The following is a 21,175-nucleotide window of genomic DNA, read 5'->3' as shown; positions in this document are numbered from 1 at the left end:
GCACGCGCAGTTAGCTCAGCTGGATAGAGTGTCGGCCTCCGAAGCCGAAGGTCACTGGTTCGAATCCAGTACTGCGCACCAATAAAATCAATAAGTTGTAAATTTTCTCTTCCCCGGAATATCTCTGCGTGACCACCCCGTGACCATTTCGTGACCGAATCGTGACCAATCACTGAAGCACATCAACTTTTAAGTATGGCTAATTGAGTGTTAGCTTCCGTGACCGTTTTATACGTTCACCTCAGCTGTTTTTGACGCACTATGAACATGTTCATATATCTCGCCTACGTTACATTCTAAGAATTCACATAGCATGTCGATGGTTTCGAGATCTACGCGATTCGCTGTTTCGTGATACAAACGAGAAAGCGTCCCTCTGTTTATTCCTGTTGCAGCGCATACATCAGATATCTTTAAGCGCTTTTCACCCATGATGCGTGATAAGTGACATTTCAGCATTATCCTTCTCCGTATAAAGTGATCTCCTGCAGAGCAAAAAGGCTTGCAATGGGGCAAAATAGTGCTATTATGATCTATAGGAGGTCGTTTGGTTTGCTCGTAAGCATACACAACCTTCTGGAGATCATTATATGTTCACTATCGGAGATGAGCCAATGTCAAAAACCTATTTAACCACTTATGAATTGTCTGAAAAGATCAAGTATGACCCTCGTACTATCCGGGACCGACTGAAGGATTCTGTTCTTATTGAGGGAAGACATTATTTTCGGCCGTTTGGGGGACGCAAGATCCTCTACATTTGGGAAGTTATTGAAGAGGATATGGCCACAATGAGTCTGTCTGGGCATGGCACAGCGATTCCCATGGCTAATGGGGGAGCGTGTCATGGCTAGTATCAATGTTCGCAAAGATCTTGGAACTCTGTATTTTGATTTTCGTTATGCAGGAGTTCGCTGTCGTGAGCAAACGGCACTAAAAGATACGCCAGTCAATCGGCGTATCATGAAAAATACCCTCAAAAAAATGGAAAAGGAAATGGTAGAGGGGACTTTTGATTATCATCGTTATTTTCCTGACGGGCCTAATGGTCACCGGTTTCATCGTGGTGGGAAGGCTCCACTCGCATCCACAATCAAGAGGGTCATACCCGATACTGAAGTTGTTGGTACCCCCACCTTCGCAGAATTTGCAGAGTTATGGTTGGGAGAAATGCGGATTCAGTGGCGGGATACCCAGTACCATACGGTGGAAAACGCATTGCAAAAGCACCTGTTGCCCGCGTTCGGGGAGAAAAGGGTTGGCCAAATCACCAAGGGAGATATTCTTGCGTTCCGTTCGGGCCTCGCCAAAGTCCCCGGACGGAAAGGGAAAACCCTTTCTGCTTCAAGAATCAATCATATCCTCACACCCTTGCGGATGATCCTCAACGAAGCGGCCAACCGCTTTGAGTTTACCGCACCTTATCATGGAATCAAAAGCCTGAAGGTGCCGCGTACGGACGTGGAACCTTTTTCTCTGGAAGAAGTGGATACGATTTTACGGAATGTGCGTGCTGATTTCCGGGATTATTATCTGATCCGCTTCTTTACGGGTTTACGTACCAGTGAAATAGACGGCCTGCGCTGGGAAAAGGTAGATCTAGCACGCCGCCAGATACTGGTGCATGAAGCTTTGGTCAACGGGCAGGTGGTATCTACTAAAAATGATGGTTCCTTTCGGACCGTAGAAATGTCTTTGCCTGTTCATCAGGCGTTTAAGGCTTTGCACGAGATTTACCATCACAAGGATAGGGCCAAGGGGCGGGCGTCTAATGATTATGTTTTCTGCACCCGCGAAGGAACCCCCCTGCGCCACGATAATGTGACCAAGCGGGTCTGGTACCCCTTGCTACGTTATCTGGATCTCAAAGCTCGCAGGCCTTATCAAACCCGCCATACGGCGGCCACACTCTGGCTGGCTTCTGGTGAAAGCCCAGAATGGATTGCCCGGCAAATGGGGCATAGCACCACAGAAATGCTGTTTCGTGTTTATTCGCGCTATGTCCCCAATCTTACCCGGCAGGATGGCTCAGCGATGGAGCGGTTGCTGCTGTCCCATTTGTCATTACCCTCGGAGGTGGATCATGACTGAACAACAACTTCCAACGGTACCATCGTTGCAGCCATCAGGAGCTCTTCCCCCGGTGCGTAATGAGGTTCTGGACCGTCTAGTGGCAGCTCTGGAAGCCTCTTTTATCCTGCCTGATCCAATAACGCTTTGTCAGATGCTTGATGTATCGGGAGAAACTTCCACCCAAGTGATTTTACTGCAATGGATTTGCAGGGTGTTACTGGAAATGGATGAAGCACAGGCCGCACAACGGCTGCCGGATATTGTGCACAGGCTGGATAGGGCGCTGAACGCTGGAGACCTATGCTAATGGCCACCATGACTCATTTGCCGATATATCAACACACATTTGTGCTTTCCCGATTACAGCAACGCACCAGTCGCTTTGGGGAGGCTTTCTGCTCCTGTCGTCTCACAACTCCCGGGGGACGACATTGGATGGCTTATTGGTGGCAGGCGTTTCCGTTCCGAAGCTTCTGGCCAGATGGGGTCGAAGTTTCTGCCAGCGTACGTCCGCGTCGATTGGGACAAGAGTGGGTGCTGGATATCATGGACTTGCGTCTGGCTTCTTTTGCCGATCCTGATCTGCACAACAGAGCAATGTCCAGTCTACCAAACTGGTTGCTATCTGAAACACCTTACCCGGTTCACCTCCGGGAATTATGGGCGCATATCCAATTGATGACGAATGCCTCATTACGCCGCTTCAATCAACGGATTCTACGCGACCCGGAGATCAGCCTGTTTTGGGTCAATATTCCAGCAAGCCAGACACATCACCACGCAGAGAAGGGTGGATTGTTACGGCACTCGGTGGAAGCCCTTCGTCTTTTGACCCGGATGGAACCCATGACATTGCTGGAATGGGAGATCGCGCGCACGGCTCTGCTATGGCACGATGCCGGTAAGGTTCTGGGTTATGAGCAAAATGGCAAGCGCAATATGGAAGGCTGGACCGTTGCCCATGAGGAGGCCACAACAGAAGTGCTGGCTCCTCATCTCGCGTGGTTGAGACAGCAGGATCCTGATCTGGTCGCTGCTCTAAAAATTCACTGGTCCAGTCGTTCGTCCCGCCCCCTGATGCCTGGCAGGATTCAGGTAGAAGCCTGTGACCGGATGAGTGCAGCATTGGATAGCCGCCAGCAGGCATTTACAGCACAACCATCCCATCGACAGTTTGCTTGCCTGCCAGGTCCTGGGCCCGCTTCGCGTTTCTGGCGACCCATGACTGAGGGCAGGCGGTATTAAACCAACGGTCAGCCGTGTTCGCAGCCTGGGCAGTGCATAAAGTATAATCGCCAGAATGGAAGCTCCCCTTCTCCAAGGCCGTTCCCTTATAATTTATCGATAGAGATGAACGGCGTCTATTGCGGACAAATGGCGTTCTCGCCAACCCCCGGCATTTTTTTGGGTGACAATCTCCTGCGGGTACCTAATCGAATCTGATGGAATATTGATATCCAGCAAATAGTGTGATGAGTATTATCTGGCATAGATCAGGCGGCGCTCGGGTAACAACTCCAGATCGCGCTGAATATCATCATGCAGCGCCAAAAGGCGATGGAAAACATTCTGGTCATGTTGATGACGGGCGGCCCACGCCGGATCACGACCCGCTCCGCGCATGCCAATATTCATATTTTGTTGAGAAAACAATGGATACTCCTTAAATTGAAGAAATTGCGCCACACAGACGATTTGCCGGGACGGCCACATCAATGAGTTGGGGATCCGGTAAATCCAGAGCCGTCATGATGGCGATAAATTCTTCTCGTGATTTACCCCCAAGACGCTGATTACTTGGGATTTCTTCAGCAATACAGCTTACCCAACGTCCGTGATAGTCATGGCCAGGGTAAACCAGGGTCTCCTCGGGCAGCGTGAACAGTTTTGAAGTGATGCTGTCGTACAGCGTACCGGCATCACCACCTTGAAAATCTGTGCGGCCACAACCGCCAATCAAGAGGGCATCGCCGGTAAACACGCGGTCGTACCAGCGGAAACTCAGGGATTCCGGTGTATGTCCTGGGGTACTGATGACCCGGATCACTTCATCTCCCAGCACCAGAAAATCTCCATCTTCTACAGCAATATCGGCACAATCTGCGTGGGCTTTATTACTTAAAGCCACTTGTGCGCCGCTTTGCTCTTGCAATTTACGGGCAGCGCTGATGTGATCGGCATGTAAATGGGTTTCCAGAATATGGGTGAGCTGTAAATCCTGCTCACGCAAAATTTGCAGAATTTCGTCGCTGCTATCTGCCACGGCATCAATGACTACCGCATCGCGCCAGGTACTGTCAGCGAGAATTTAGGTATTAAGTACTACTTTCCTCGTGAAATATTTGTCGAAAAAACATGACATATCTCCTTGACCTGATGCTCACGAGAACATCCTTGGCAAGGAGTATCCTGCAGGTACTACAGAGCTGCATTGAGAAAAATCAATTTTAGCTGATGTAGGCATGTATGGACCTACCGCACCTCAAGCAACGCGGATTAGGCTTGAGGATCTGTAACACCACAGGCTCAGTTAATCAATCCGAAATAACCGCTTACATCATTCCTCGCAGCATCGCGGGCATGCCCTCTTTGACAAAGCGCGTAATCTCACGCGCGTGGGCATGAATCACCTGGATCATTTCTGGATCCGATGATGTCTCTGTTATTGCCACCCCATCTTTCAGATAGTCCAGTTTTCTCTGGTATAGCGTCGGATGGGCGAACATGACTGGAACGCTTCGACTGGCCGGATATGGGAAGGGTTGGTCTTCCGCGAGGCGCTGATACATCTGAGTCACATGCGCCTGGAGTAAAGCAACTGTATGTGGCACGGCTGAAATGGTGACTGCGTGTATCCCATCCGGCAAAAAGGTCACTTTGCGATGAACCTCCGCATGTACCTGAAACAACTCCATCCCTGTTCCCATGGGGCCGCGATTCTCCGGCGACATCATGGCGCGCATTCCATCATCTTCAGACGCATTACCTCTCATCATGCCACCCATACCCGAGGCAATGGCTCGGTCCGACTGCACATAACCCGCTATAGCCAGTGCCGACAATATCGACTTCAATAACTGTCTTCGGTTCATAACATCTCTCCATTTATGAATTTTACCGCAGCTTTTAAGTGGCGCAGATGCCAACGCGTATACTCACTCGCCTATTTCGCGACGGTTTTTTAAGCATGGTGGTGATAGTTTTTTCTCCAATCACTGCTTCTGATGAGTTTAGGTCAGTCAACACGCGGACACATTGATAAATATCAATCTAGACAAAATTAGTCGGTCCGGCTGGTGGAGCTTACGGGGGATGCGCACTGCCCGTACAGCCATTACGAAAAAGCGGACATGGTGTTCCAGGCGCAAGGTTAAGATCGTTTTTGATGACAGATAAATTCGCAGGTGCTTGATGGCGCAACGCCGTGCCTGCATATCAATCCGAATAGCCAACAGGTTGATTTATGAACGTCAATTCTGATGATAGTCCTGTGGTTGCCCATTGATGGTATCCGTAGCAACATAATAGCGGATGCATTCTGGGGAGATAGAAAGGCAATGTAATGACTGATGCAGAAAACGCAAGCCTCTCTCGTTCGCCCCAGCTCAAAAAGCCAGGTGGAAAAAAGTCCGCAGCGGTTGCGCCCCGGGACTGCCCGGAATTCCAGCGTTGCATGGAAGCTGCTGAAAAAGACCCGACCATTTCGGCCGCTGCTCTGTTGGCCCTGTTTCGGGATATTGGGGTCTATGGCACGTTACGGGAGTTGACTATTGTTGCAGAAAATCTGCGCTCAATCCTTGACCTGATTGATTCGACGGAATTTTTGACAGCGCCGCCGGTGGAAATGTCGCAGTGGCCCCTGTTGCTTGAATGGATTCAACGCCAGGAACCAGAGGTTATTCCTCCCTCTGAATATGCAAAAAATCCCCATAAGTCTCCCTTGTCAGGTGTTTGTACCAAATCTCATCCACTCTATGCGCTCCTGTGGTGGAAAACTGACTCAGGCCAACAGGATGACTGGTATTTATTGCAGGGACATGTACTTCTGGCGCATCTGCGCTTAATCGCCAGGAACAAAGAACGGTTCTATGACTTTGCAAGTGTTACTTCAGCCCCCTACGACGATATTTTGGGTTATACCTACCGGGCAGGTATTTTTTTACGGGAAATTTCTGTGCGTCGTGCAGGGATTTCGGCAGAACTGTTGCATCCTGAACGCGTTCCTCAGGAACTGGCGGAATCGATTTATAATGCCTGGCAGCTCTTTACCAAGGGCAAAAAGAAAGACGCTCAAAAGGAACAGGATGATGAAGATGAGTGGGAGGAGGAAAACGAGTATGACGAAGATTTGAATGAACTGTTGCGCAAATCCGGTTATTCCTCCCTGCGGAGCCACCTGCAAGGCTTCATCTATATGCTGGCTACCGCCTATGACTGCCATCAGCCAACGGAACGGTTGACTCACGGTAGGGGCAAAAAGGAAAGTATCGCGGGGTACCTGCCTCTTATGGATCTGGATCAAGAATCGATCGAGCCAGATTTTCAAGATCCTCACAAACCTCAGCGCCCCCTTCGCAAAAGGGCCGAAGCGGCTGGCAGTTTAGGCAGCAAGCCGGGTGATGCGGTCCGCTATCAGCTGGAGTATGACATTGATGTCGATGAAAATCTGGGTGAGGCTTTTGTCGAGGAATTGTCCATCTGTTCCCGTAAATCCGGTGGTGGTGCGGCTAATCTGCTGACGACGGCATTGCAGGGTCGAGTTCGGGCGGAGGCTCTGCAAAACCAGCTTTTCCTCTGGGATTATGAACAGTTGACGGATACCGCCATCCGCAGGTTACGTCGTGCAATGGCCGAGGCTTTCCCCGGGGTCCTCAAAAAAAGCTGCCTGAAGTCATCATTGCACGCACAGAGTCTCGTTATCTTGTTTGTTTTACTCGGAACCGGCGTTGGCTTCGAAAAATGTTATCAGCTGAAACTGGTCAAAAGCCGAGGCCATATCAAAGAACACCATCATTTTGCCTATCAACCGGGAGAAGTGGAGCAATGGGGTACATGGTATGTCAAAATCGAGCCTCCCAGCAGTTGGCACAGTCAATCTGCTGAGGCACAGAGCTTGTGTGCGGATATCCAGGACTCCATTTTATGCCTGCCGGATGTGACGGGCTGTGGCAAATATCTGGAGCAGCTACTAAAACATTACTCAGATACAAACCTCTCCAAAATGCACCTGTTCACAGGGGGGAAGCGCAAGCGGCAGCGAGAGATCCAGGAATATTTACGAATGGTTGACCCCTCTGGCTATCTCACCCTGACCCGTGTGGAAAATTATCTCTGGTACCGATGCGCGGGTCGCGGAGACATCGGGGAAACAGAACTGGTTTTTCCTAAAAAACAGCGCCTCGGTCAGGTACGGCGTTTTTATACGACACTCACCCAGAAAAGTCTGGTGGCGCGCTATGTCCAGGTGTTGCAGGAAACCTATGGCAGCCGTTCCTTGTTGGCCGGTTCCGTTGAGGCATTGCCAGCGGATGATTCAGGCTATCTGGGTTCCCTGTTTCGTCCCAGGATAGAAAGCATTCAGACAGGAATAAAACGCTTGCAGGATCGTCTGGATCAGCAAGTCCAGGCGATCCAGGCTCTTGGCAACGATTCCCCCAAGCTGCGTGCAGACTGGAATGCCTATTACAACGACTACACGCTCTACACCTGGTTGTATTTTGCCTATGCCACGGCTTCGCGGGTGATTTGTACGCCCTTTCCGGAACATCCCGCAGAAGGAACTGCCTCGGGCTTTATCGTTCATCAGGATAAATCGACGCGGGATCGGTCGCATCTGCGCCTGCTCTGGTTACCCCCGGATCTGCTTCAGCAATTGCAGAGGCAATGGGATCTGGCCACGCAACAGAAAAAATGGTTGGAGAATTCACATGTCCGCGACAGGATTTCTGGCAGCAATTTTCTGATGAAAGGTCGGGTGATAACACGCTTGTGTCCAAAGGACCTGCGTCCTGCACTGCAATCGCTTTTCGATGCGGATATGCCTGTGAACAGTCATCGGCGATTCTGCCGTAGTTATCTGTTGGAACAGGATTGCCCGGCCGAAGTGGTCGATGCCTTCATGGGACATTGGTATACCGGAGAATCTCCCTGGAGCCGCTACTCCAGTCAGTCGGCTCGAGCCTATGTGAATCTGCTGAAGCCGCATCTGGAGTCGATGCTGAATATCTTGGGTTTCCGGTCATTGCCCTTGCCAACCAGAGTAGCCAAACGACGAAAATGATGGAAGAAGCAAACGCATCCCTGAATGTTGCAACACCCAAACCTCCCCTCCCGACAGCCTCTTTTAAGGAAATTTGTCAGGAAATGCTGCAGATACCGGCTGCCAAACGTGGACAGTTTCTGTTTGGCGAGGCAGAAATCAGAGAGTACGAGCTATGGCTTTTGCGGGAAAGCGATTCGGCATATGCCGGAAAGAGAAGAGCTGAAGGACTGCCTTATAGAACCTTTCTCAATAATCTGCAGGGAGACGTAACCTATTCTTCGGTATCCGATGAGAATCGGGAGTCCCTGGCTACCGCGCTGCATGACCGGATCCTGGAAACCTATGCTCCGGCTGGGGGCGAAAAACAAAGTGCAGACATCAAATCCGGACTCAAATCCGGACTCAAATCCCGGCTGCGGGCTCAGGCCAAATGTTTGCAATATTTTAGTCTGCTGATTCGGCGTGGGAATCAGGCATCTTTATGGACCTGGTGCCCACCGGCCGTGCCGATGATGCTGGAACGCGAAGCGACACCCTTTCGCCAGCAAGCCTTAGCGGATTACCAACAGGTCTGCAATGCCAGAACGCTGCTTAAACAGGCCATGCAGCAAGGGCACCCGAGGCGGGATGGGGCCAGCGAGGAAAGCCAGGCTTATTGTGAGGGAGAAATCCTGCTGGCAGCGCTACTTTTTGGTGGCTTAGGGGAAATGGCGGCATTAAAGCGCCTGTTGTCTATGTTGCGTGGGCGGTGCGCGCTGGTCCACTTCGAATCAGCAGGACTCACATTCTGGGATCTGCAAATACCCATGTCTCGGGGTGGTGTGCGTTTGCGTCGCTGGTTTCCTGATCCATTTTCGGAAATCCTGATTTTGCGCTATCTGCAGGTATTTCCACGACCTGATAATGCAGAAAACATGGTACAGCAACGGACCTCGGGAATATCCGCGCAAGAAATACAACGAATCATGACGTTACCCTTGCGTAAATGGCCCCGGATAGGACGACGGCATCTCCAAATCAGGGCATTGTTCAGAGGCATGACACAAGCAGCGCGCCTGGAATTACCGCAATTTTTGGGTGCTTATGCCTTGGGAGATCTGGATGCCCATGCCTTGGACCGTAAATGTTGGTGGCGCATTCATGGCTATTCTGAAGGGCCTCAGGCCGAAATTTCCGGGGCAAAGGAAATCATACCGAATAAAGCGGACGCGGCGTTGGAATCCGCCCCTGAAGTCGTGGAAGGGGTCGTGACGGTCGCCTGGCTGCGGGCGCTGCGGCAGGCCCTACGGGCCAAAAATCGTCCCAATGCCCTAAAGCTGCTCAAGGACTCTCTGGAGCAGGAGAATGTTTCGGATCCCCTGGGGCAACGCATGTTTGCCTGGGCCGTACATTTATTGAAAGAAGGCTCATCCTATCGCCATCGTTTGGAGATGACGACCATTCGCCGCTATGTCAGCCGTCTTGCTGCCTTGATGCTACAGGTGCTGGAAAACACCCCGTTGGTGGAAAGTTTCGGTGATCCGTCCTGGCGCCAACTTTATGAAGACCTTCTGGAACAGGTCGATACTGTACACCAGAGAGTTCATTTGATTCGGGCCATTCGGGAATGGCATCAGTTTCTGGTGGAGCGTCAGGGGGTAGACCCATTGCTGCTTCAGGATCTGGGTGGGTTTCAGATGGATGTGATTCCGGACGCACGGGTCATCAGCGAGGTGGAGTACGTTTGCCTGAAAAAACGCCTTCAGGATGGAAGGCATGCACTGCATCATCACCAGCTTCCCGATCTGCTCACCCTGGTCGCCATTTTGGGCTATCGCTGTGGTTTGCGACGCATGGAAGTGTTGCGTCTGCGCATGACCGACTGTCATCTGGAAGGGCAGGCCAGATTGCTCATTCGTCCATTCAGTGAACGGCGCCTGAAAACCCGTAATGCAACGCGCGCTTTACCACTGGATGTGTTGTTAGAGAATGACGAGCTGGAACTTCTGCGTAAATGGATAGCCTATCGCGGAGAAAGTGGCGCGGTTTTGGGTGAGGAATACCTCTTTGTGCTGCCTGAGATTGGTCATAATCCTATTGCTCAGGAAACTGCGATGTCCCGCATCCATGCTGATATGCGAGCGGTCACCGGCGACCAGCGTTTGCATTTCCATCATTTGCGGCATAGTTTTGCCAATCAGATACTGTGGAAGTTGATGCTGGCAGATATTGAACCGCAACATTTACCATTGCCATATCGGCGCGAACAAAATTCCGCCCGGGTATTTCGGCAAAGATTGTTGGGCGTCGATCACGCTACCCGCAAGCAGCTCTATGCCATAGCAGCGCTGTTGGGACACTCCGGTCCGGAAATCAGTATGAACCACTACCTGCATAACCTGGATCTGATTCTGGCTTTGCATCTGCGCGCCCAGGTAGCTGAGGCCCATTCGGTCCGTGAATGGCTCGCAATACTGGCAGGCCAACTGCATGAGAAAACCATCTATCGAGCCTACAAGCACGAAGGCATGGATGGTCTGCTGTCCCGGCTTCGGATCAAAATGCCGGATACCCTGCAGATCCCCGAATCTTTACAGGAGGACGGGATGTTTCAAGCAGTGTCCTCTGAAACAGCATCCGCTAAATCCGCAGGAGCGTCCAAAACCCGCATTCTGGAAAATCTTTGGTATTTACTCTTGCAAGGATTTACCCAATCTGCAGCGATTGCTGATCCGCAAAAAGCGGGAGACGAAATGTTCTGGCAGCCCATAGCCGAAGACGTTGACTACACCGCACAGCAATTAGCCCGAATGGCGCGAAAAGCGCAGGACATATTTGCGCTGAAAAGTCGGATGGGTCCGCGCCACAAGTCGCTTAAAATTCCGCAGTTCGGCAAAGGTACGCTGAAAATACCCTTGCCACCCAGGCCCTTAACCCGGAACGATCAGGAACACCTAAAAAACATGCTGCCAGGATTCTGGGCCATGATGGATAAAGATCCTGCACTGTTACGCAGGACGTTGGATGCCTATCTGAAAAGAGCATGGCGCAGTGAGCCTGGCTCTTTACTGATGAAATCCCCGGATGATGCTAAGGAAGTGGCTTTGGCGCAAGCCTACAAGCAACTACTGCTGCAATTGGGCATTTCTCCGCGTAATATCCGCTATCTGAGCTTTGATCATGAGAAGCAGCGTTCCCGTTGGCGGCAATCCTGGCGGGAAGCACTACATCTTAACAAGCGGGATGTGATTCAGGTCAAGCATGCTTTTGAAAAATGGGAGAGTACGGAAGCATCCTGGCTACAGATCCAGCCAGTTTTTGAGCGGGCAGGGCGGCAAGCGCAAGGCATGTCCCCGGCGTTCAGTTATTTGATGGTGATGGGGGCGATGGTTTTGGCGGGGTTGTAAATTGATCGTAAGCTTCAACGTGTGAATTGGTGCGCTTTTAAGATCCTTGCACCATATGGGTGATGTTGCACCGTAATTGTGCAGAATTTCGATGTTCCTAATTTAATCTCTTGTGATTTTCGTGGTTATTTGGACCAGCGCATTTTTGGCATTCAGCAAGGTCGTTTGCGATTTATTAAAAAAGTTCTTAATACTGAAGTTTCACCGTTTTTCCACGAGGGAAATCGGTGGGGTTAACAAAAAAGCCGGCCATAAAATATTATTATTTGTGCATTAATTATACTTAATGACGCGCTATTTGGTTACCCTGTTTTTTTATTTTATTTCTTGTGAATCAGTTAGATAAAGGTGAACAGAACCGCCTTCCGTGATATAATGAGTGATCGTTAACGCACTGATTATAAAACGCAAGAGGCCCTGTTCGATGTCCATGCTACGCGATTTGCTCATCCCTTTCCAATCGGCATTTTCTGATTCGCGACTAGGGCGCGAACGGGCTCAATGGTTCCCCTTCATCCTGTTGGCTATCATAGTGCCCTTCACCTCTTCCATGAGCGCCAATCTGTTGCGCTCCCTGCAGACCCTGTTCGGTCTGGATGTGAACGCCCGCCGCTTCTACCTCTTCATGGCCTCCACCCAACTGGCCTGGGATCGCCTCTGGCCGATTGCCTGGAATCTGATCCCGTCCCCGCTGGTCGATGGGCGCTTGATCCTGGCCCTCGATGACACCCTCAACCACAAAGCCGGCAAGCGGATCTTCGGCTGCGGCTTTTTCTTCGATCATACCGCCAAGGTGAATCATCCCACTTATCCCTGGGCACAGAATATCGTCATGCTCGGCCTGCTCAAGCCCATCAAAGGCCGCTGGGCCTGCCTGCCGCTGGCCGGTCGCTTCTACCATCGGCAGAAGGACATTGAGGCCGGCAAGATCAACGTCCGCTGTCATGGACAGGTGCCGATCTTTCAGTCGAAAATGGCCCAGGCTGCAGCCATGATCCTGCAGGTGGCCACCCATTTCAGCAGCCACTCTCCTCTGATCGTCTGCGACAGATGGTTCGGGAATAATGGGCTGTGGAAGCCTCTGAATGCAGCGGAACCGTCCATCCACCTGTTGTCCCGCTTGCGGAGTAGTACCGTCCTGTATGCAGAACCACCGGATGCGGCCCCGACTGCCAAGGGTCGGCCCCGCAAATATGGGGATCGTTGCGGTTCGGTGACCGAGCTGGCGACGTCTTTGCGGGAGCGGGCGCAAAGGTACACGGTCCAGCTTTATGGCAAAGCGCGGGAAATACGCGCCTATGATCAGATCTGTCTGCTCAAAACCCTGCGCTGCCCGGTGCGGGTGGTCTGGGTCTTTCGCAAAACCCAGTGGGTGGCTTTCTTCACGACGGACCTGACTCTCTCCGTCACCCAAATCGTCGAATACTATGGTGCCCGCTGGAAAATCGAAGCCGGCTTCAAAGAAATCAAACAGGAAATCGGGAGCGCCCGCAGCCAGAACCGTACCGCCGACGCCGTCACCAACCACCTCCATTTCTGCCTGCTCGCCACGACCCTGACCTGGATTTACGCCGACCGGATCACGGCGGACCCCAAACGCGGACATATCGTCAAGGAACGGACCAGTTTTGCCTTCTCCGATGCCCGCAAACTGATTACAGACGAAGCCCTCTCCGACCATTTTCTGGGACTTTGGCCCCATCTCTGCCAACCCCCACATAAATCATTCACTCAGATGCTCATGCGTATGGTGGCGTAACATTCGGCGGGCTGTATCTCATGAAAATCGGTGAAACTTCAATTTGAGGGTGGACACACACTGGGTAGGCATGGCCTGCTGGTGGCGCTGCTGCAGGATGGCGAGCGCGCAGTCGTCGGGCAAAGGCTGCTGGGGATCGAGCCAGCCGTGCTGTGCAGCCTGGTTACGTAGGGCACCCAGTTTCTTGCGCCCCATGAGTCCGGAACGGGCGATCTCTCGGTCCCGATCACCTTGGCGCATCCGCACCAGGATTTGGCGTATCGTAAACATCTCAAACCTCCGATTACTCATGGTTACCCCCCCCAAAAAGCTGGGAGGATAACCGATCCAAGGGAAGTTCAAGACCCTACTGAAGCACTATGTGGGTGGCGCCATTACGCCGACTACGGTTTGGCTCCATATTGCCGATCCGTGACACTTGGCGGCCACAGATATGGACATCGTCATCGAACCTGCCTGGAAAGTGAGTCTGATTTACGGTATGCCCTGTGCCATTTATCATCAATTACCTGCTGCTTACTACTTGGACAGTCGTTTCAGCGATGATTATGAATCCGCCGTATTGCACGCCATCAACGGAGGCGGACAAAATATGTCCCGCGCGATGCTAACAGGGGCGCTCGTAGGAGCTCAGGTAGGTTTGGAGGGGATCCCCCGTCGTTTCATCACCGGCCTGCGTGATTCCCAGCGATATCTGGCGCTGGCCTCGGAAATAGAGCAATTGGCGGTACGACAGAAGCCGATTTAACCCATGCCAGAACAGCAAATGACTGTTCACTGCCCTGCCGCCGTCGAGTCTCGATGGTCGGCAGCAGACTGATTGCGGTCATTCAGCGGCGGAAAGCAGAGGACGTCATCCAACCCATTGCAGCGCTTCGGCGCACTTATTCGGGCGTCAGGTCCGCCGCGTGTGCGGACTTTGGGAGGGGTCACATATGTCCACATATAGGCTCCCAGATGGGGGGTGCACTAACAATGGAAAGTCTGCATTTCACGGGCGTGCGAAGGTGAAATGGAATCGAGAGAAGGTCGATAATAATTTATTTTATTGCTAGTTGAAATAATCCTTATTTATGCCTATCAGTTACTCGTAATGATAGGAAATAATTAGCGCAAAGAATAGAAACTTTTAAACGAAACTATAAATTTTTTTCTTTCTCAGCGTCATGTTTAAATAATCCTGATTTACTTGCTGTGTTAAAGCGTACCCCAGGTGGATCTTGCCATGCTAACCATGTGTGTAGATTTGCTTTATCTATATGACATATTCTGCATGGTGCTCCTGATTGTATTGCACCAGAAACTGATGATTTTTCCATATTCCAAAGGCTGGGCGTTGGCTCGTCAATCAGTGTTGAAAGAAATGTTTCTAGCATTCCGCTTGTACTATTATCAGGCATTATCCACAATCCTAATTGTATCCCGGAATACGTTCTGTGGAAGCAGGAAGGCATTCATAACTTCGCAATTAAGGTGACTGCTTGCGAAATGTAACTTATGATCGAGGCTGCTGTTTGGAAATCTCCGACAATGGCTTTTATTGCATGTTCGTCAGCTTGTAAGCCGCTGGCCTGAGATTGCAACGCTGCCGTGGCGTTGGCAAAACCAACATCATCTGCCGAATTTTGAGCGTGCAGCAACTGGGAAAGGTAGGAATCGAGGTTATTATATTCATTCGTGAGCTTTATCGACGTTAGTACATCGGTTGCTACACGATTTTGTTGGGTAAGCAATTCCTCTGCGGCACGAATGGCGGCAATAGCATTGGCGATGTTGGTTTGCTGGGTGAGTGTCGGCATGGTCGTGTGTCCTCTTAGGAAGGGAATATCATTTAGTGGAATTGAATAGCGTGGCAGCTTGCCGTGCCCGGTCGATTAAATTGGACACTTCTGGAATTGCTCCGTCGTTAGTCGCATGGGCGAGGGCATGGTTGGCCGCTACGATGGCATCAAGAGTATCGTTGAGCTGAGTCACATTTGGGGTTGGGATGATGATCGACTGAAGAGCGATGTGAGCGTAAATAACGTCTAGGAAGCTTGCTGAGTGCATTTGATTACGGGCGGCCAAAAGGGCCGGTTGGAACATATTGGCTACAGCATCAGCCTTACTCGCAAGGCTTTGGGCGTCACTTATATTTTCAGCCTTCAGTTGTGCGATGACGATCGTCAAGGCTGGCTGTACAGAAGAAGCAGCCTCTTTGATTTCTTTATATTTGGTATGGTCAACGATAAAGCTGGTGATGGTCTCGACGGCAGTATTCACTGCGGCGGTATCAGAAGCCGTGACGGCAGTGAAGCCTTGTTGCTTAGCCAGGCTTTGAATATTTCTGGCCAGATCTTGCGAGTTTTTGCTTAAATCAGTGTCATCGGTACCGTTTGCGAGTGTCTGAATCGCATCGGCATAAAGGGTAATGGTGTCTAATAAGTTTTGGCGAATTTGCAACTGAGTATTAGTCAGTTCCTGGGGGGTGCAAGAAGGCGTGAGATCGAGCGAATACGCAGGGTACTTATGTGTCTTTTTGTTCTTTCTTGCTGTCGCAAAGGAAAATGCTTGTTTATAAAATTGTTGTCTGCAGTCTGCAGATTGAACTTGATGGAACAGAGCCATCTCCGCTGTACTTGCGGAATGGACTCCTTGGTCAAACTTGGTGACCGTATTATGCATTTGTGTTAAATCGGTGCTGCAACCGGACATAAGCACGGCAGCGCTGGCAATCGTGATTACTTGAAACGGTCTCATTGCGGCTCCATCCGAGAGAATCTAGTTCGATTGGTAACTATTCGAAGCTAGTGATGCCTGCATTGTCCGTCAATCCAAGACGTTTACCAAGCATCCCTATGAGGCGGTTGAAAAAACCTTGTTTCACATCTCTGGCTCTTTTCTGAATGGGCGTCTTTGGTTGGTTGCACACCTTGTCTGTGGTTCCGACTGGCAGCTTAGAATGCCGTGTATGCACTTGGTCCAAGGTCACACATCATCACTGAACTCCTGCCGAAGCCATTTGTCTACTCACCGGCTAACCACGGTTACGCGACTTGGCTTCACTTACTCGATCAGCGATCTCGGCAAGGTACTGTGCCGCTTGCGCCCTCGTTTTCACCGATTGTGCTCGATTCAGCACCGCCATTCGTTGTTCAGGATTAGACAGCGCAAGTTCGTGGCGCATGGCGATGTGAAGAAACAGCGGCAGGTTCCCGCTATCGACCGAATCGCTTCCTGGTTGCGCTGTTGCAGCCGGTTGTTTGGGTGGCAGGTAGGGAGGCAGGGTTTCCGGTGTGTCACGCCTAGGCTCAGGGAGGGTCAGGAGCGCAGCGACTGAGTTGGCCGCGCTATCGCGCTTGGTCAGAGGCTGCAAACCGAAAGATTTTTCCACCGTCCGCAGGATGGAACTGTGATCATACGCTCGATGATCAATGGTGCCAGCGGGGATATAGGGAGAGATCACCACAGCGGGCACACGGACGCCGAGCCGGGTAAAGTTAAATCCGTATTTATTGTATTTGGACCCCGGTTTCGTGTCCCCAGGTGCCACAGCACTCCCTGGTCGCACGTGATCATAGAATCCACCATGCTCATCCCAGGTCACGATCAGAAGGCTGGACTCCCATAGCTGCGAACCCCGAATGGTCTCATAGACCTCCTTGATCAATTTTTCTCCACCAGCAACATTATCCATGGGATGCTGCGAGGATCCGCCCTTAAATGTACCGGAGACCATGTCGCCATAATCCGGCTCGATCCATGTCAGGCGGTAAGGGTATGTGCCCGAATTCAGGTCATTTCCCATCTTATCAATGGAATGCACATCGAATATGTTGATGCCATTCAGCGCTGAAACCAGCGGAAAGTCGCTCCCAGCATAGATCCGCCATGATTCATCACCGTGGCTCGCCTTAAGCGCATCGAAGATCGAGCCGCGAGGAAATATGAAGCCGTCAAGTCCCTCCCACGTGAGCAATTCCAATGTCGATGGGCTATGGTCCAGGCCACCTGATGATGCCCCCATGGCAAAAAGCCGGTTCGGGAAAGTTGGCCCGGGCAGAGACGAATGCCAACCGTCACAAACCGCAAAAGCATTCGCCAAGGCGTTCAAGACTGGGAGCTGGTCGGCGGTAAAGCCATCCATGATCTGCCCGAAGTTTCGCGTTGCGTTCCCCTCATCCTTCGAGTGCGACCGCGCATAATTGCTCACGAAGCCGCTGTTGTTGATGCGGGGATAGGATCTTCCACGTTTGTAGATTACTTGGGTTCCACAGAGCTGCTCTAGGACGTCAAGAAATTCGTGCGCCGGATCGACTGGGATGGGTTCATGGAAGGGTTTCCCCACAAAATAGGGCGCGCCGAGATAGTTGTTCGATTCCAAACCGTTAAGGCCCGCGATTTGGGGTGGCACACCATTGACTACATCGGTTCCAGTGATGCCGGAGAATCCCAGCATATGATCAAAGGAGCGATTCTCCAGAAGTAAAACAAAAATGTTCTTGATCTCTGCAGCCATCGTGTGCCTCTTCGTGCTGGTGAAAGTTACCTTCGGTCACTTCTCGATCGACTGGACCAATGTTATGCGCAACACCACACCCTACCCCTCAGGCGGAACGGCCTCATTTCTCAGGGCACTTGCAGATTCAGATACTGCATTTGGCAATCTGCGTGCCACCGGTCATTCAACTAGATCAACGCCACCGCTAGCAAGGTCCGGCCTCCAATAGATCGTGGTGTCATCACCGAATGTCCGAAACAGACCGATATTAGTCGTTCTCTGTGCTGACGTAAATGCCCGCTTACGCTGCATTTTGATCGTTCGGATCTTACGCTTGCCGATCCGTGATATTAACCGACCCAACACACGCACGCGCCATGGTGGACATGGCCAAGACCTTGTCGATCCATGTCGTCGCAGAAGGCGTTGAGGACCAACACACGGCAGAGATTCTGGATGCCATGGGCGTGCAGCATGCCCAGGGGTATCTGTTTGCCAAACCCATGGAAGCCGCTGAAATGACCCGGATGCTGGGTTAACGCCGGCGTTTGTTTTGGGCACAAGCAATGACACGGAGCCAGAATCCCCCCGAATGGTTTCACCTGAATAGTTTCAAATTTGCAACAGTTGTTCTTCGTTGTTACAGTGCATAAGCAGAATACGACACCATTATCCGGTAGAGGAATCCACAGACTTCACATAGCCTGGCGAACCCATGAGCCTTTCCGTCGACGATACCAACTTAGGGATGCTGCTGCCCATGCGCGCAGGGCACAGCATGGTCGAATATCAGCAGGCTGTTCTCACAGAATTTGCAGAACCCATTCAGGACCATATCCCCGAACATCTGTGTACGACAACGGCTGCCGACGCCATGCTGTTTTCTGATGAAGCGAGTGAAGACGGGCAGCACTTCGTTTTCCGGGGCTGTGATCAGGGTGGTTTGGTATTTTCCCCGAAAAATCCGCTTCTGCCGGCTGAGCATTATCAAAACACCCTGATATTTTTGGAGATAGACAGCCGCATTTACACCTTCATTGCGCCACTCAAGTACATTTTTCAGGGGGATCTGCATTTCGATATGCCCCAAATCCTCCATAAACGCCAAACCCGTCATAATAAACGCGTCAGAATCGAAGGCAGCGTGGTTCTCGGACGCAAAAATGGCCGTACCGCCATTGCCCGCATTTATGATTTCAGCCCGACCGGACTCAGTTTTCTGAGCGAAGAAACGGACTTTCTGCCCGGAGAAAGCCTATTGGCGTCGTTTGATGTTCCCGAGTGTGGCACCTGCGAAACCATCGCCACCATCGTCCGGGTCGACAACCGGCCTGCGGGGCGCGGTTTTCGGGCTCTCGTTGCGGTCAAAATGACCCTGACTCAGCCGCAACGCGCCAAGGCGGAACAACTGTATCTCTGCAAAAAAGCCGAAGAACTCAAAAAACGTTCGGAATCTTCCCGGACCCTCCGTCCGGGGGAGTTTTATTTAAAATAACGGACTGGCAGAGCCTCAAGCGGACAAATCTGAATGCATCGCCGATAACGCCTTTCGGAATGCTTCGTGCTGCTTTTGCAGCGCTTCGCGCAAGGCCGACAAATCGGGTGAATGTTCTTGCGCCGCCTGCAGGAGTTGAACGGTTAACTGATGAATCTGCTGATGCGGGACGGCCAGCTCCTGAAAACCACGAAGGGAAGCAAACTGCATCCGGCCAGTGCCATCGTACCATTTTCCCAGACGGCAGGCGTGAGAATCCATCGGCAGCGGCAGGTGATCTGGAGACAGGGCCTGGGCGCCCTTTTCGGATTCGCGCAAGGCCACCTCGACGAAATGCTGGTGAGTCTCCTGTGTCGCTTCGAACTGTAACAGCGTGGTCATCTTCCGCAGATGATGCGACTTGTCCAATAAGCGCTGTACGACAGAATCGACGCCAGCCGTCTGCTCCTGAACCGCGCTGTTTTTCTGTTGCATGGCTTTTCCGGAATCCGCAATCTGTTCCATGCCCTCCCGGATTTCGACCGTTGCTTCCTGAACATGGGCCGCCAAGCTGCGCACTTCATCCGCCACCACCGCAAAACCCCGCCCATTTTCTCCTGCCCGCGCTGCCTCAATGGCCGCATTCAAGGCGAGTAGATTGGTTTTATAGGAAATATCCTTGATAGTACCCACGACCCGACTAATTTCCTGAATCTTTTTGAGCAGCAGCTGCACCGAAGACACGTTATCCGTAATGGCCGATTTGACCTGACCAGAACTTTGTTGCACTTCCTGCATGGCTGTTTCAATATCCGCCGCCGCCCCATCCACATTGACGGTAACCGCCCGCAAGTGCTCCACCAGTTGATGGGTTTTTTCCTGCAAACCCAATAGTCGGGAAATCATGGGTTGCGCGAGGGCTTCAAAGTCGGGGTGCTCGACAAGGATCTGCTCCATACGCGGCCCATCGCCTTCCAATTGGGCCTCCAGATATTCCAGTAATGCGCATGCCGCCCTGCTTTCCTCTGCCACGGTTATCTCTCCTCGCTATTTTTATCGACTGCATTAAGTACGGTCACTGATCTCTGAACCCTGTAGACGGGTAACATCAGGAGTTCTCGTTGCCGACATATCCGGAGCACCAGAGACCTCCGTGTTGCGATCAACGCAATAGCCCAGGAGGGCCTCCATCAGGAGGATATCCAGTATACCTTCGGTCGACAGGCCAGAATCCCCGATCAATAGGGTGAGCGCCCTTTTCTGAAAAGGCGTGATGCGTTCCCCAGGCAGGGAATGGATTTTTCTAGAAATCTTCATCTGGCATACCTCCCATGATCGTCCCGCGCTGGCCGCTTCCTTTGAGGCCCGGTGGTGAGCACTAACCTACCGAACATGGGGATTCCCCAGAAAGCGGTGTAACGCATCCATCAGCTGGGCATTGGTTTCCAGCAGCTCCTGAGCTAATTGCCGCGCTGGCGGACTGCCCGGTGGATCGACATGATCTCTCAGCAGTTGGTGCAGGCGGTGATGGAGCCGATCCACCTCGACCGGCAAAGCGGCGCGGTCGGGCAACTGGTCCAGCCACAGGGCCAGATGGCAATGTTCTGCATCATCGAGGCCCAAGATCCGCTCCGGCAGACGGCCCTTCCCCTGGAGGTACTGAACGGATTCTTGTACGCGTATCTGGTGCGCCCCCAACAGCCCCGTATCCGTTATACCCATGAGGTTATTGCGGGGGGGG

At 51.8% G+C, this 21,175-nt stretch carries 21 protein-coding genes and 1 tRNA gene; 10 read left to right on the top strand and 12 right to left on the bottom strand.

Annotation, left to right across the window (positions count from 1 at the left end; genetic code table 11):
• Positions 1–4 precede the first annotated feature (4 nt).
• Positions 5–81: transfer RNA gene (locus tag HAP95_RS00390), tRNA-Arg, on the top strand.
• A gap of 147 nt (positions 82–228) precedes the next feature.
• Here HAP95_RS00390 and HAP95_RS17420 read toward each other — a convergent pair.
• Positions 229–459: a helix-turn-helix domain-containing protein gene (locus HAP95_RS17420; RefSeq protein ID WP_075323300.1), complete on the bottom strand. Its 231-nt coding sequence runs from the start codon at positions 457–459 to the stop codon at positions 229–231.
• A gap of 387 nt (positions 460–846) precedes the next feature.
• On the opposite strand from HAP95_RS17420, the gene HAP95_RS00380 reads away from it, so the two are divergent.
• The 3 genes from HAP95_RS00380 (at position 847) to HAP95_RS00370 (ending at position 3,318) form a co-directional block, all read left to right on the top strand.
• Entirely contained in the window at positions 847–2,091 is a 1,245-nt protein-coding gene (locus tag HAP95_RS00380; protein WP_215882487.1) for a site-specific integrase, read from the top strand.
• Entirely contained in the window at positions 2,084–2,380 is a 297-nt protein-coding gene (locus HAP95_RS00375) for a hypothetical protein (protein WP_215882486.1), read from the top strand. Before HAP95_RS00380 ends, HAP95_RS00375 begins: the two co-directional genes overlap by 8 nt.
• A gap of 128 nt (positions 2,381–2,508) precedes the next feature.
• Positions 2,509–3,318, top strand: coding sequence for a TraI domain-containing protein (locus HAP95_RS00370; RefSeq protein WP_215882485.1), 810 nt, complete (start codon positions 2,509–2,511; stop codon positions 3,316–3,318).
• Between the two features lie 234 nt (positions 3,319–3,552).
• Here the strand turns inward: HAP95_RS00370 and HAP95_RS00365 are convergent, their stop codons facing one another.
• The 3 genes from HAP95_RS00365 to HAP95_RS00355 form a co-directional block, all read right to left on the bottom strand.
• Positions 3,553–3,726 (bottom strand): hypothetical protein, encoded by a 174-nt coding sequence (locus HAP95_RS00365; protein WP_215882484.1) that lies wholly within the window; start codon positions 3,724–3,726, stop codon positions 3,553–3,555.
• A 10-nt stretch (positions 3,727–3,736) separates the two neighbouring features.
• Entirely contained in the window at positions 3,737–4,336 is a 600-nt protein-coding gene (locus HAP95_RS00360; protein WP_368356525.1) for an MBL fold metallo-hydrolase, read from the bottom strand.
• A gap of 289 nt (positions 4,337–4,625) precedes the next feature.
• Positions 4,626–5,165: a hypothetical protein gene (locus HAP95_RS00355; RefSeq protein WP_215882483.1), complete on the bottom strand. Its 540-nt coding sequence runs from the start codon at positions 5,163–5,165 to the stop codon at positions 4,626–4,628.
• A gap of 470 nt (positions 5,166–5,635) precedes the next feature.
• Here HAP95_RS00355 and HAP95_RS00350 point away from each other — a divergent pair, with 470 nt between their 5' ends.
• The 3 genes from HAP95_RS00350 to HAP95_RS00340 all read left to right on the top strand — a co-directional run bounded on the left by HAP95_RS00350 (position 5,636) and on the right by HAP95_RS00340 (position 13,480).
• Complete coding sequence (locus HAP95_RS00350; protein WP_215882482.1) at positions 5,636–8,353, top strand: hypothetical protein; 2,718 nt, start codon at positions 5,636–5,638, stop codon at positions 8,351–8,353.
• 83 nt (positions 8,354–8,436) lie between these two features.
• Positions 8,437–11,721, top strand: a complete 3,285-nt coding sequence (locus HAP95_RS00345; protein ID WP_215882481.1) for a tyrosine-type recombinase/integrase — start codon at positions 8,437–8,439, stop codon at positions 11,719–11,721.
• 424 nt (positions 11,722–12,145) lie between these two features.
• The gene (locus tag HAP95_RS00340) at positions 12,146–13,480 is read left to right on the top strand and encodes an IS701 family transposase (RefSeq protein WP_215882480.1); all 1,335 of its coding nucleotides are present in this window, start codon (positions 12,146–12,148) and stop codon (positions 13,478–13,480) included.
• An 18-nt stretch (positions 13,481–13,498) separates the two neighbouring features.
• Here HAP95_RS00340 and HAP95_RS00335 read toward each other — a convergent pair whose 3' ends face one another.
• On the bottom strand, positions 13,499–13,750 hold the full coding sequence (locus HAP95_RS00335) for a hypothetical protein (protein ID WP_215882479.1): 252 nt from the start codon (positions 13,748–13,750) through the stop codon (positions 13,499–13,501).
• Between the two features lie 163 nt (positions 13,751–13,913).
• Here HAP95_RS00335 and HAP95_RS00330 point away from each other — a divergent pair, with 163 nt between their 5' ends.
• Complete coding sequence (locus HAP95_RS00330) at positions 13,914–14,228, top strand: ADP-ribosylglycohydrolase family protein (protein ID WP_226832312.1); 315 nt, start codon at positions 13,914–13,916, stop codon at positions 14,226–14,228.
• Between the two features lie 391 nt (positions 14,229–14,619).
• Here the strand turns inward: HAP95_RS00330 and HAP95_RS00325 are convergent, their stop codons facing one another.
• The 4 genes from HAP95_RS00325 to HAP95_RS00310 all read right to left on the bottom strand — a co-directional run bounded on the left by HAP95_RS00325 (position 14,620) and on the right by HAP95_RS00310 (position 17,978).
• A complete protein-coding gene (locus HAP95_RS00325) occupies positions 14,620–14,934 on the bottom strand; it encodes a DUF3226 domain-containing protein (protein ID WP_368356524.1) in 315 nt (104 codons plus the stop codon).
• A complete protein-coding gene (locus HAP95_RS00320) occupies positions 14,935–15,279 on the bottom strand; it encodes a hypothetical protein (RefSeq protein ID WP_215882477.1) in 345 nt (114 codons plus the stop codon). It abuts the gene before it with no gap.
• A gap of 28 nt (positions 15,280–15,307) precedes the next feature.
• Positions 15,308–16,219 (bottom strand): hypothetical protein, encoded by a 912-nt coding sequence (locus tag HAP95_RS00315; protein ID WP_215882476.1) that lies wholly within the window; start codon positions 16,217–16,219, stop codon positions 15,308–15,310.
• A gap of 277 nt (positions 16,220–16,496) precedes the next feature.
• A complete protein-coding gene (locus HAP95_RS00310) occupies positions 16,497–17,978 on the bottom strand; it encodes an alkaline phosphatase family protein (protein ID WP_215882475.1) in 1,482 nt (493 codons plus the stop codon).
• A 326-nt stretch (positions 17,979–18,304) separates the two neighbouring features.
• On the opposite strand from HAP95_RS00310, the gene HAP95_RS00305 reads away from it, so the two are divergent.
• Positions 18,305–18,499 carry an EAL domain-containing protein gene (locus tag HAP95_RS00305; protein WP_215882474.1) on the top strand — a complete coding sequence of 65 codons (195 nt, stop codon included), beginning with the start codon at positions 18,305–18,307 and terminating at the stop codon, positions 18,497–18,499.
• Positions 18,500–18,675: 176 nt separating this feature from the next.
• Positions 18,676–19,455 carry a PilZ domain-containing protein gene (locus HAP95_RS00300; RefSeq protein ID WP_215882473.1) on the top strand — a complete coding sequence of 260 codons (780 nt, stop codon included), beginning with the start codon at positions 18,676–18,678 and terminating at the stop codon, positions 19,453–19,455.
• Positions 19,456–19,470: 15 nt separating this feature from the next.
• Here HAP95_RS00300 and HAP95_RS17370 read toward each other — a convergent pair whose 3' ends face one another.
• From HAP95_RS17370 to HAP95_RS00285, 3 genes are all read right to left on the bottom strand, one after another.
• Positions 19,471–20,466: a methyl-accepting chemotaxis protein gene (locus tag HAP95_RS17370; protein ID WP_215882472.1), complete on the bottom strand. Its 996-nt coding sequence runs from the start codon at positions 20,464–20,466 to the stop codon at positions 19,471–19,473.
• Between the two features lie 33 nt (positions 20,467–20,499).
• Positions 20,500–20,751, bottom strand: a complete 252-nt coding sequence (locus tag HAP95_RS00290; RefSeq protein ID WP_215882471.1) for a hypothetical protein — start codon at positions 20,749–20,751, stop codon at positions 20,500–20,502.
• A gap of 66 nt (positions 20,752–20,817) precedes the next feature.
• Positions 20,818–21,175: hypothetical protein (locus HAP95_RS00285; RefSeq protein WP_215882470.1), on the bottom strand; the 358-nt coding region annotated here is incomplete at its 5' end.

The sequence above is a fragment of the Acidithiobacillus sulfurivorans genome (assembly GCF_018853815.1).
Taxonomy (GTDB): domain Bacteria; phylum Pseudomonadota; class Gammaproteobacteria; order Acidithiobacillales; family Acidithiobacillaceae; genus Acidithiobacillus; species Acidithiobacillus sulfurivorans.
Note: the sequence above shows the minus strand (reverse complement) of the source record. Positions and strands in the feature narration are given on the sequence as shown.

What these genes read in the sequence shown, in the direction of transcription:
- HAP95_RS00345 (WP_215882481.1), top strand. Translation starts at nt 8,437, where the DNA reads ATGCTGCAGATACCGGCTGCCAAACGTGGACAGTTTCTGTTTGGCGAG.
- HAP95_RS00310 (WP_215882475.1), bottom strand. Translation starts at nt 17,978, where the DNA reads ATGGCTGCAGAGATCAAGAACATTTTTGTTTTACTTCTGGAGAATCGC.
- HAP95_RS00320 (WP_215882477.1), bottom strand. Translation starts at nt 15,279, where the DNA reads ATGCCGACACTCACCCAGCAAACCAACATCGCCAATGCTATTGCCGCC.
- HAP95_RS00355 (WP_215882483.1), bottom strand. Translation starts at nt 5,165, where the DNA reads ATGAACCGAAGACAGTTATTGAAGTCGATATTGTCGGCACTGGCTATA.
- HAP95_RS00300 (WP_215882473.1), top strand. Translation starts at nt 18,676, where the DNA reads ATGAGCCTTTCCGTCGACGATACCAACTTAGGGATGCTGCTGCCCATG.
- HAP95_RS00315 (WP_215882476.1), bottom strand. Translation starts at nt 16,219, where the DNA reads ATGAGACCGTTTCAAGTAATCACGATTGCCAGCGCTGCCGTGCTTATG.
- HAP95_RS00340 (WP_215882480.1), top strand. Translation starts at nt 12,146, where the DNA reads ATGTCCATGCTACGCGATTTGCTCATCCCTTTCCAATCGGCATTTTCT.
- HAP95_RS00375 (WP_215882486.1), top strand. Translation starts at nt 2,084, where the DNA reads ATGACTGAACAACAACTTCCAACGGTACCATCGTTGCAGCCATCAGGA.
- HAP95_RS00335 (WP_215882479.1), bottom strand. Translation starts at nt 13,750, where the DNA reads ATGTTTACGATACGCCAAATCCTGGTGCGGATGCGCCAAGGTGATCGG.
- HAP95_RS00290 (WP_215882471.1), bottom strand. Translation starts at nt 20,751, where the DNA reads ATGAAGATTTCTAGAAAAATCCATTCCCTGCCTGGGGAACGCATCACG.
- HAP95_RS00350 (WP_215882482.1), top strand. Translation starts at nt 5,636, where the DNA reads ATGACTGATGCAGAAAACGCAAGCCTCTCTCGTTCGCCCCAGCTCAAA.
- HAP95_RS00330 (WP_226832312.1), top strand. Translation starts at nt 13,914, where the DNA reads ATGGACATCGTCATCGAACCTGCCTGGAAAGTGAGTCTGATTTACGGT.
- HAP95_RS17420 (WP_075323300.1), bottom strand. Translation starts at nt 459, where the DNA reads ATGCTGAAATGTCACTTATCACGCATCATGGGTGAAAAGCGCTTAAAG.
- HAP95_RS00380 (WP_215882487.1), top strand. Translation starts at nt 847, where the DNA reads ATGGCTAGTATCAATGTTCGCAAAGATCTTGGAACTCTGTATTTTGAT.
- HAP95_RS00325 (WP_368356524.1), bottom strand. Translation starts at nt 14,934, where the DNA reads ATGCCTTCCTGCTTCCACAGAACGTATTCCGGGATACAATTAGGATTG.
- HAP95_RS00370 (WP_215882485.1), top strand. Translation starts at nt 2,509, where the DNA reads ATGGCTTATTGGTGGCAGGCGTTTCCGTTCCGAAGCTTCTGGCCAGAT.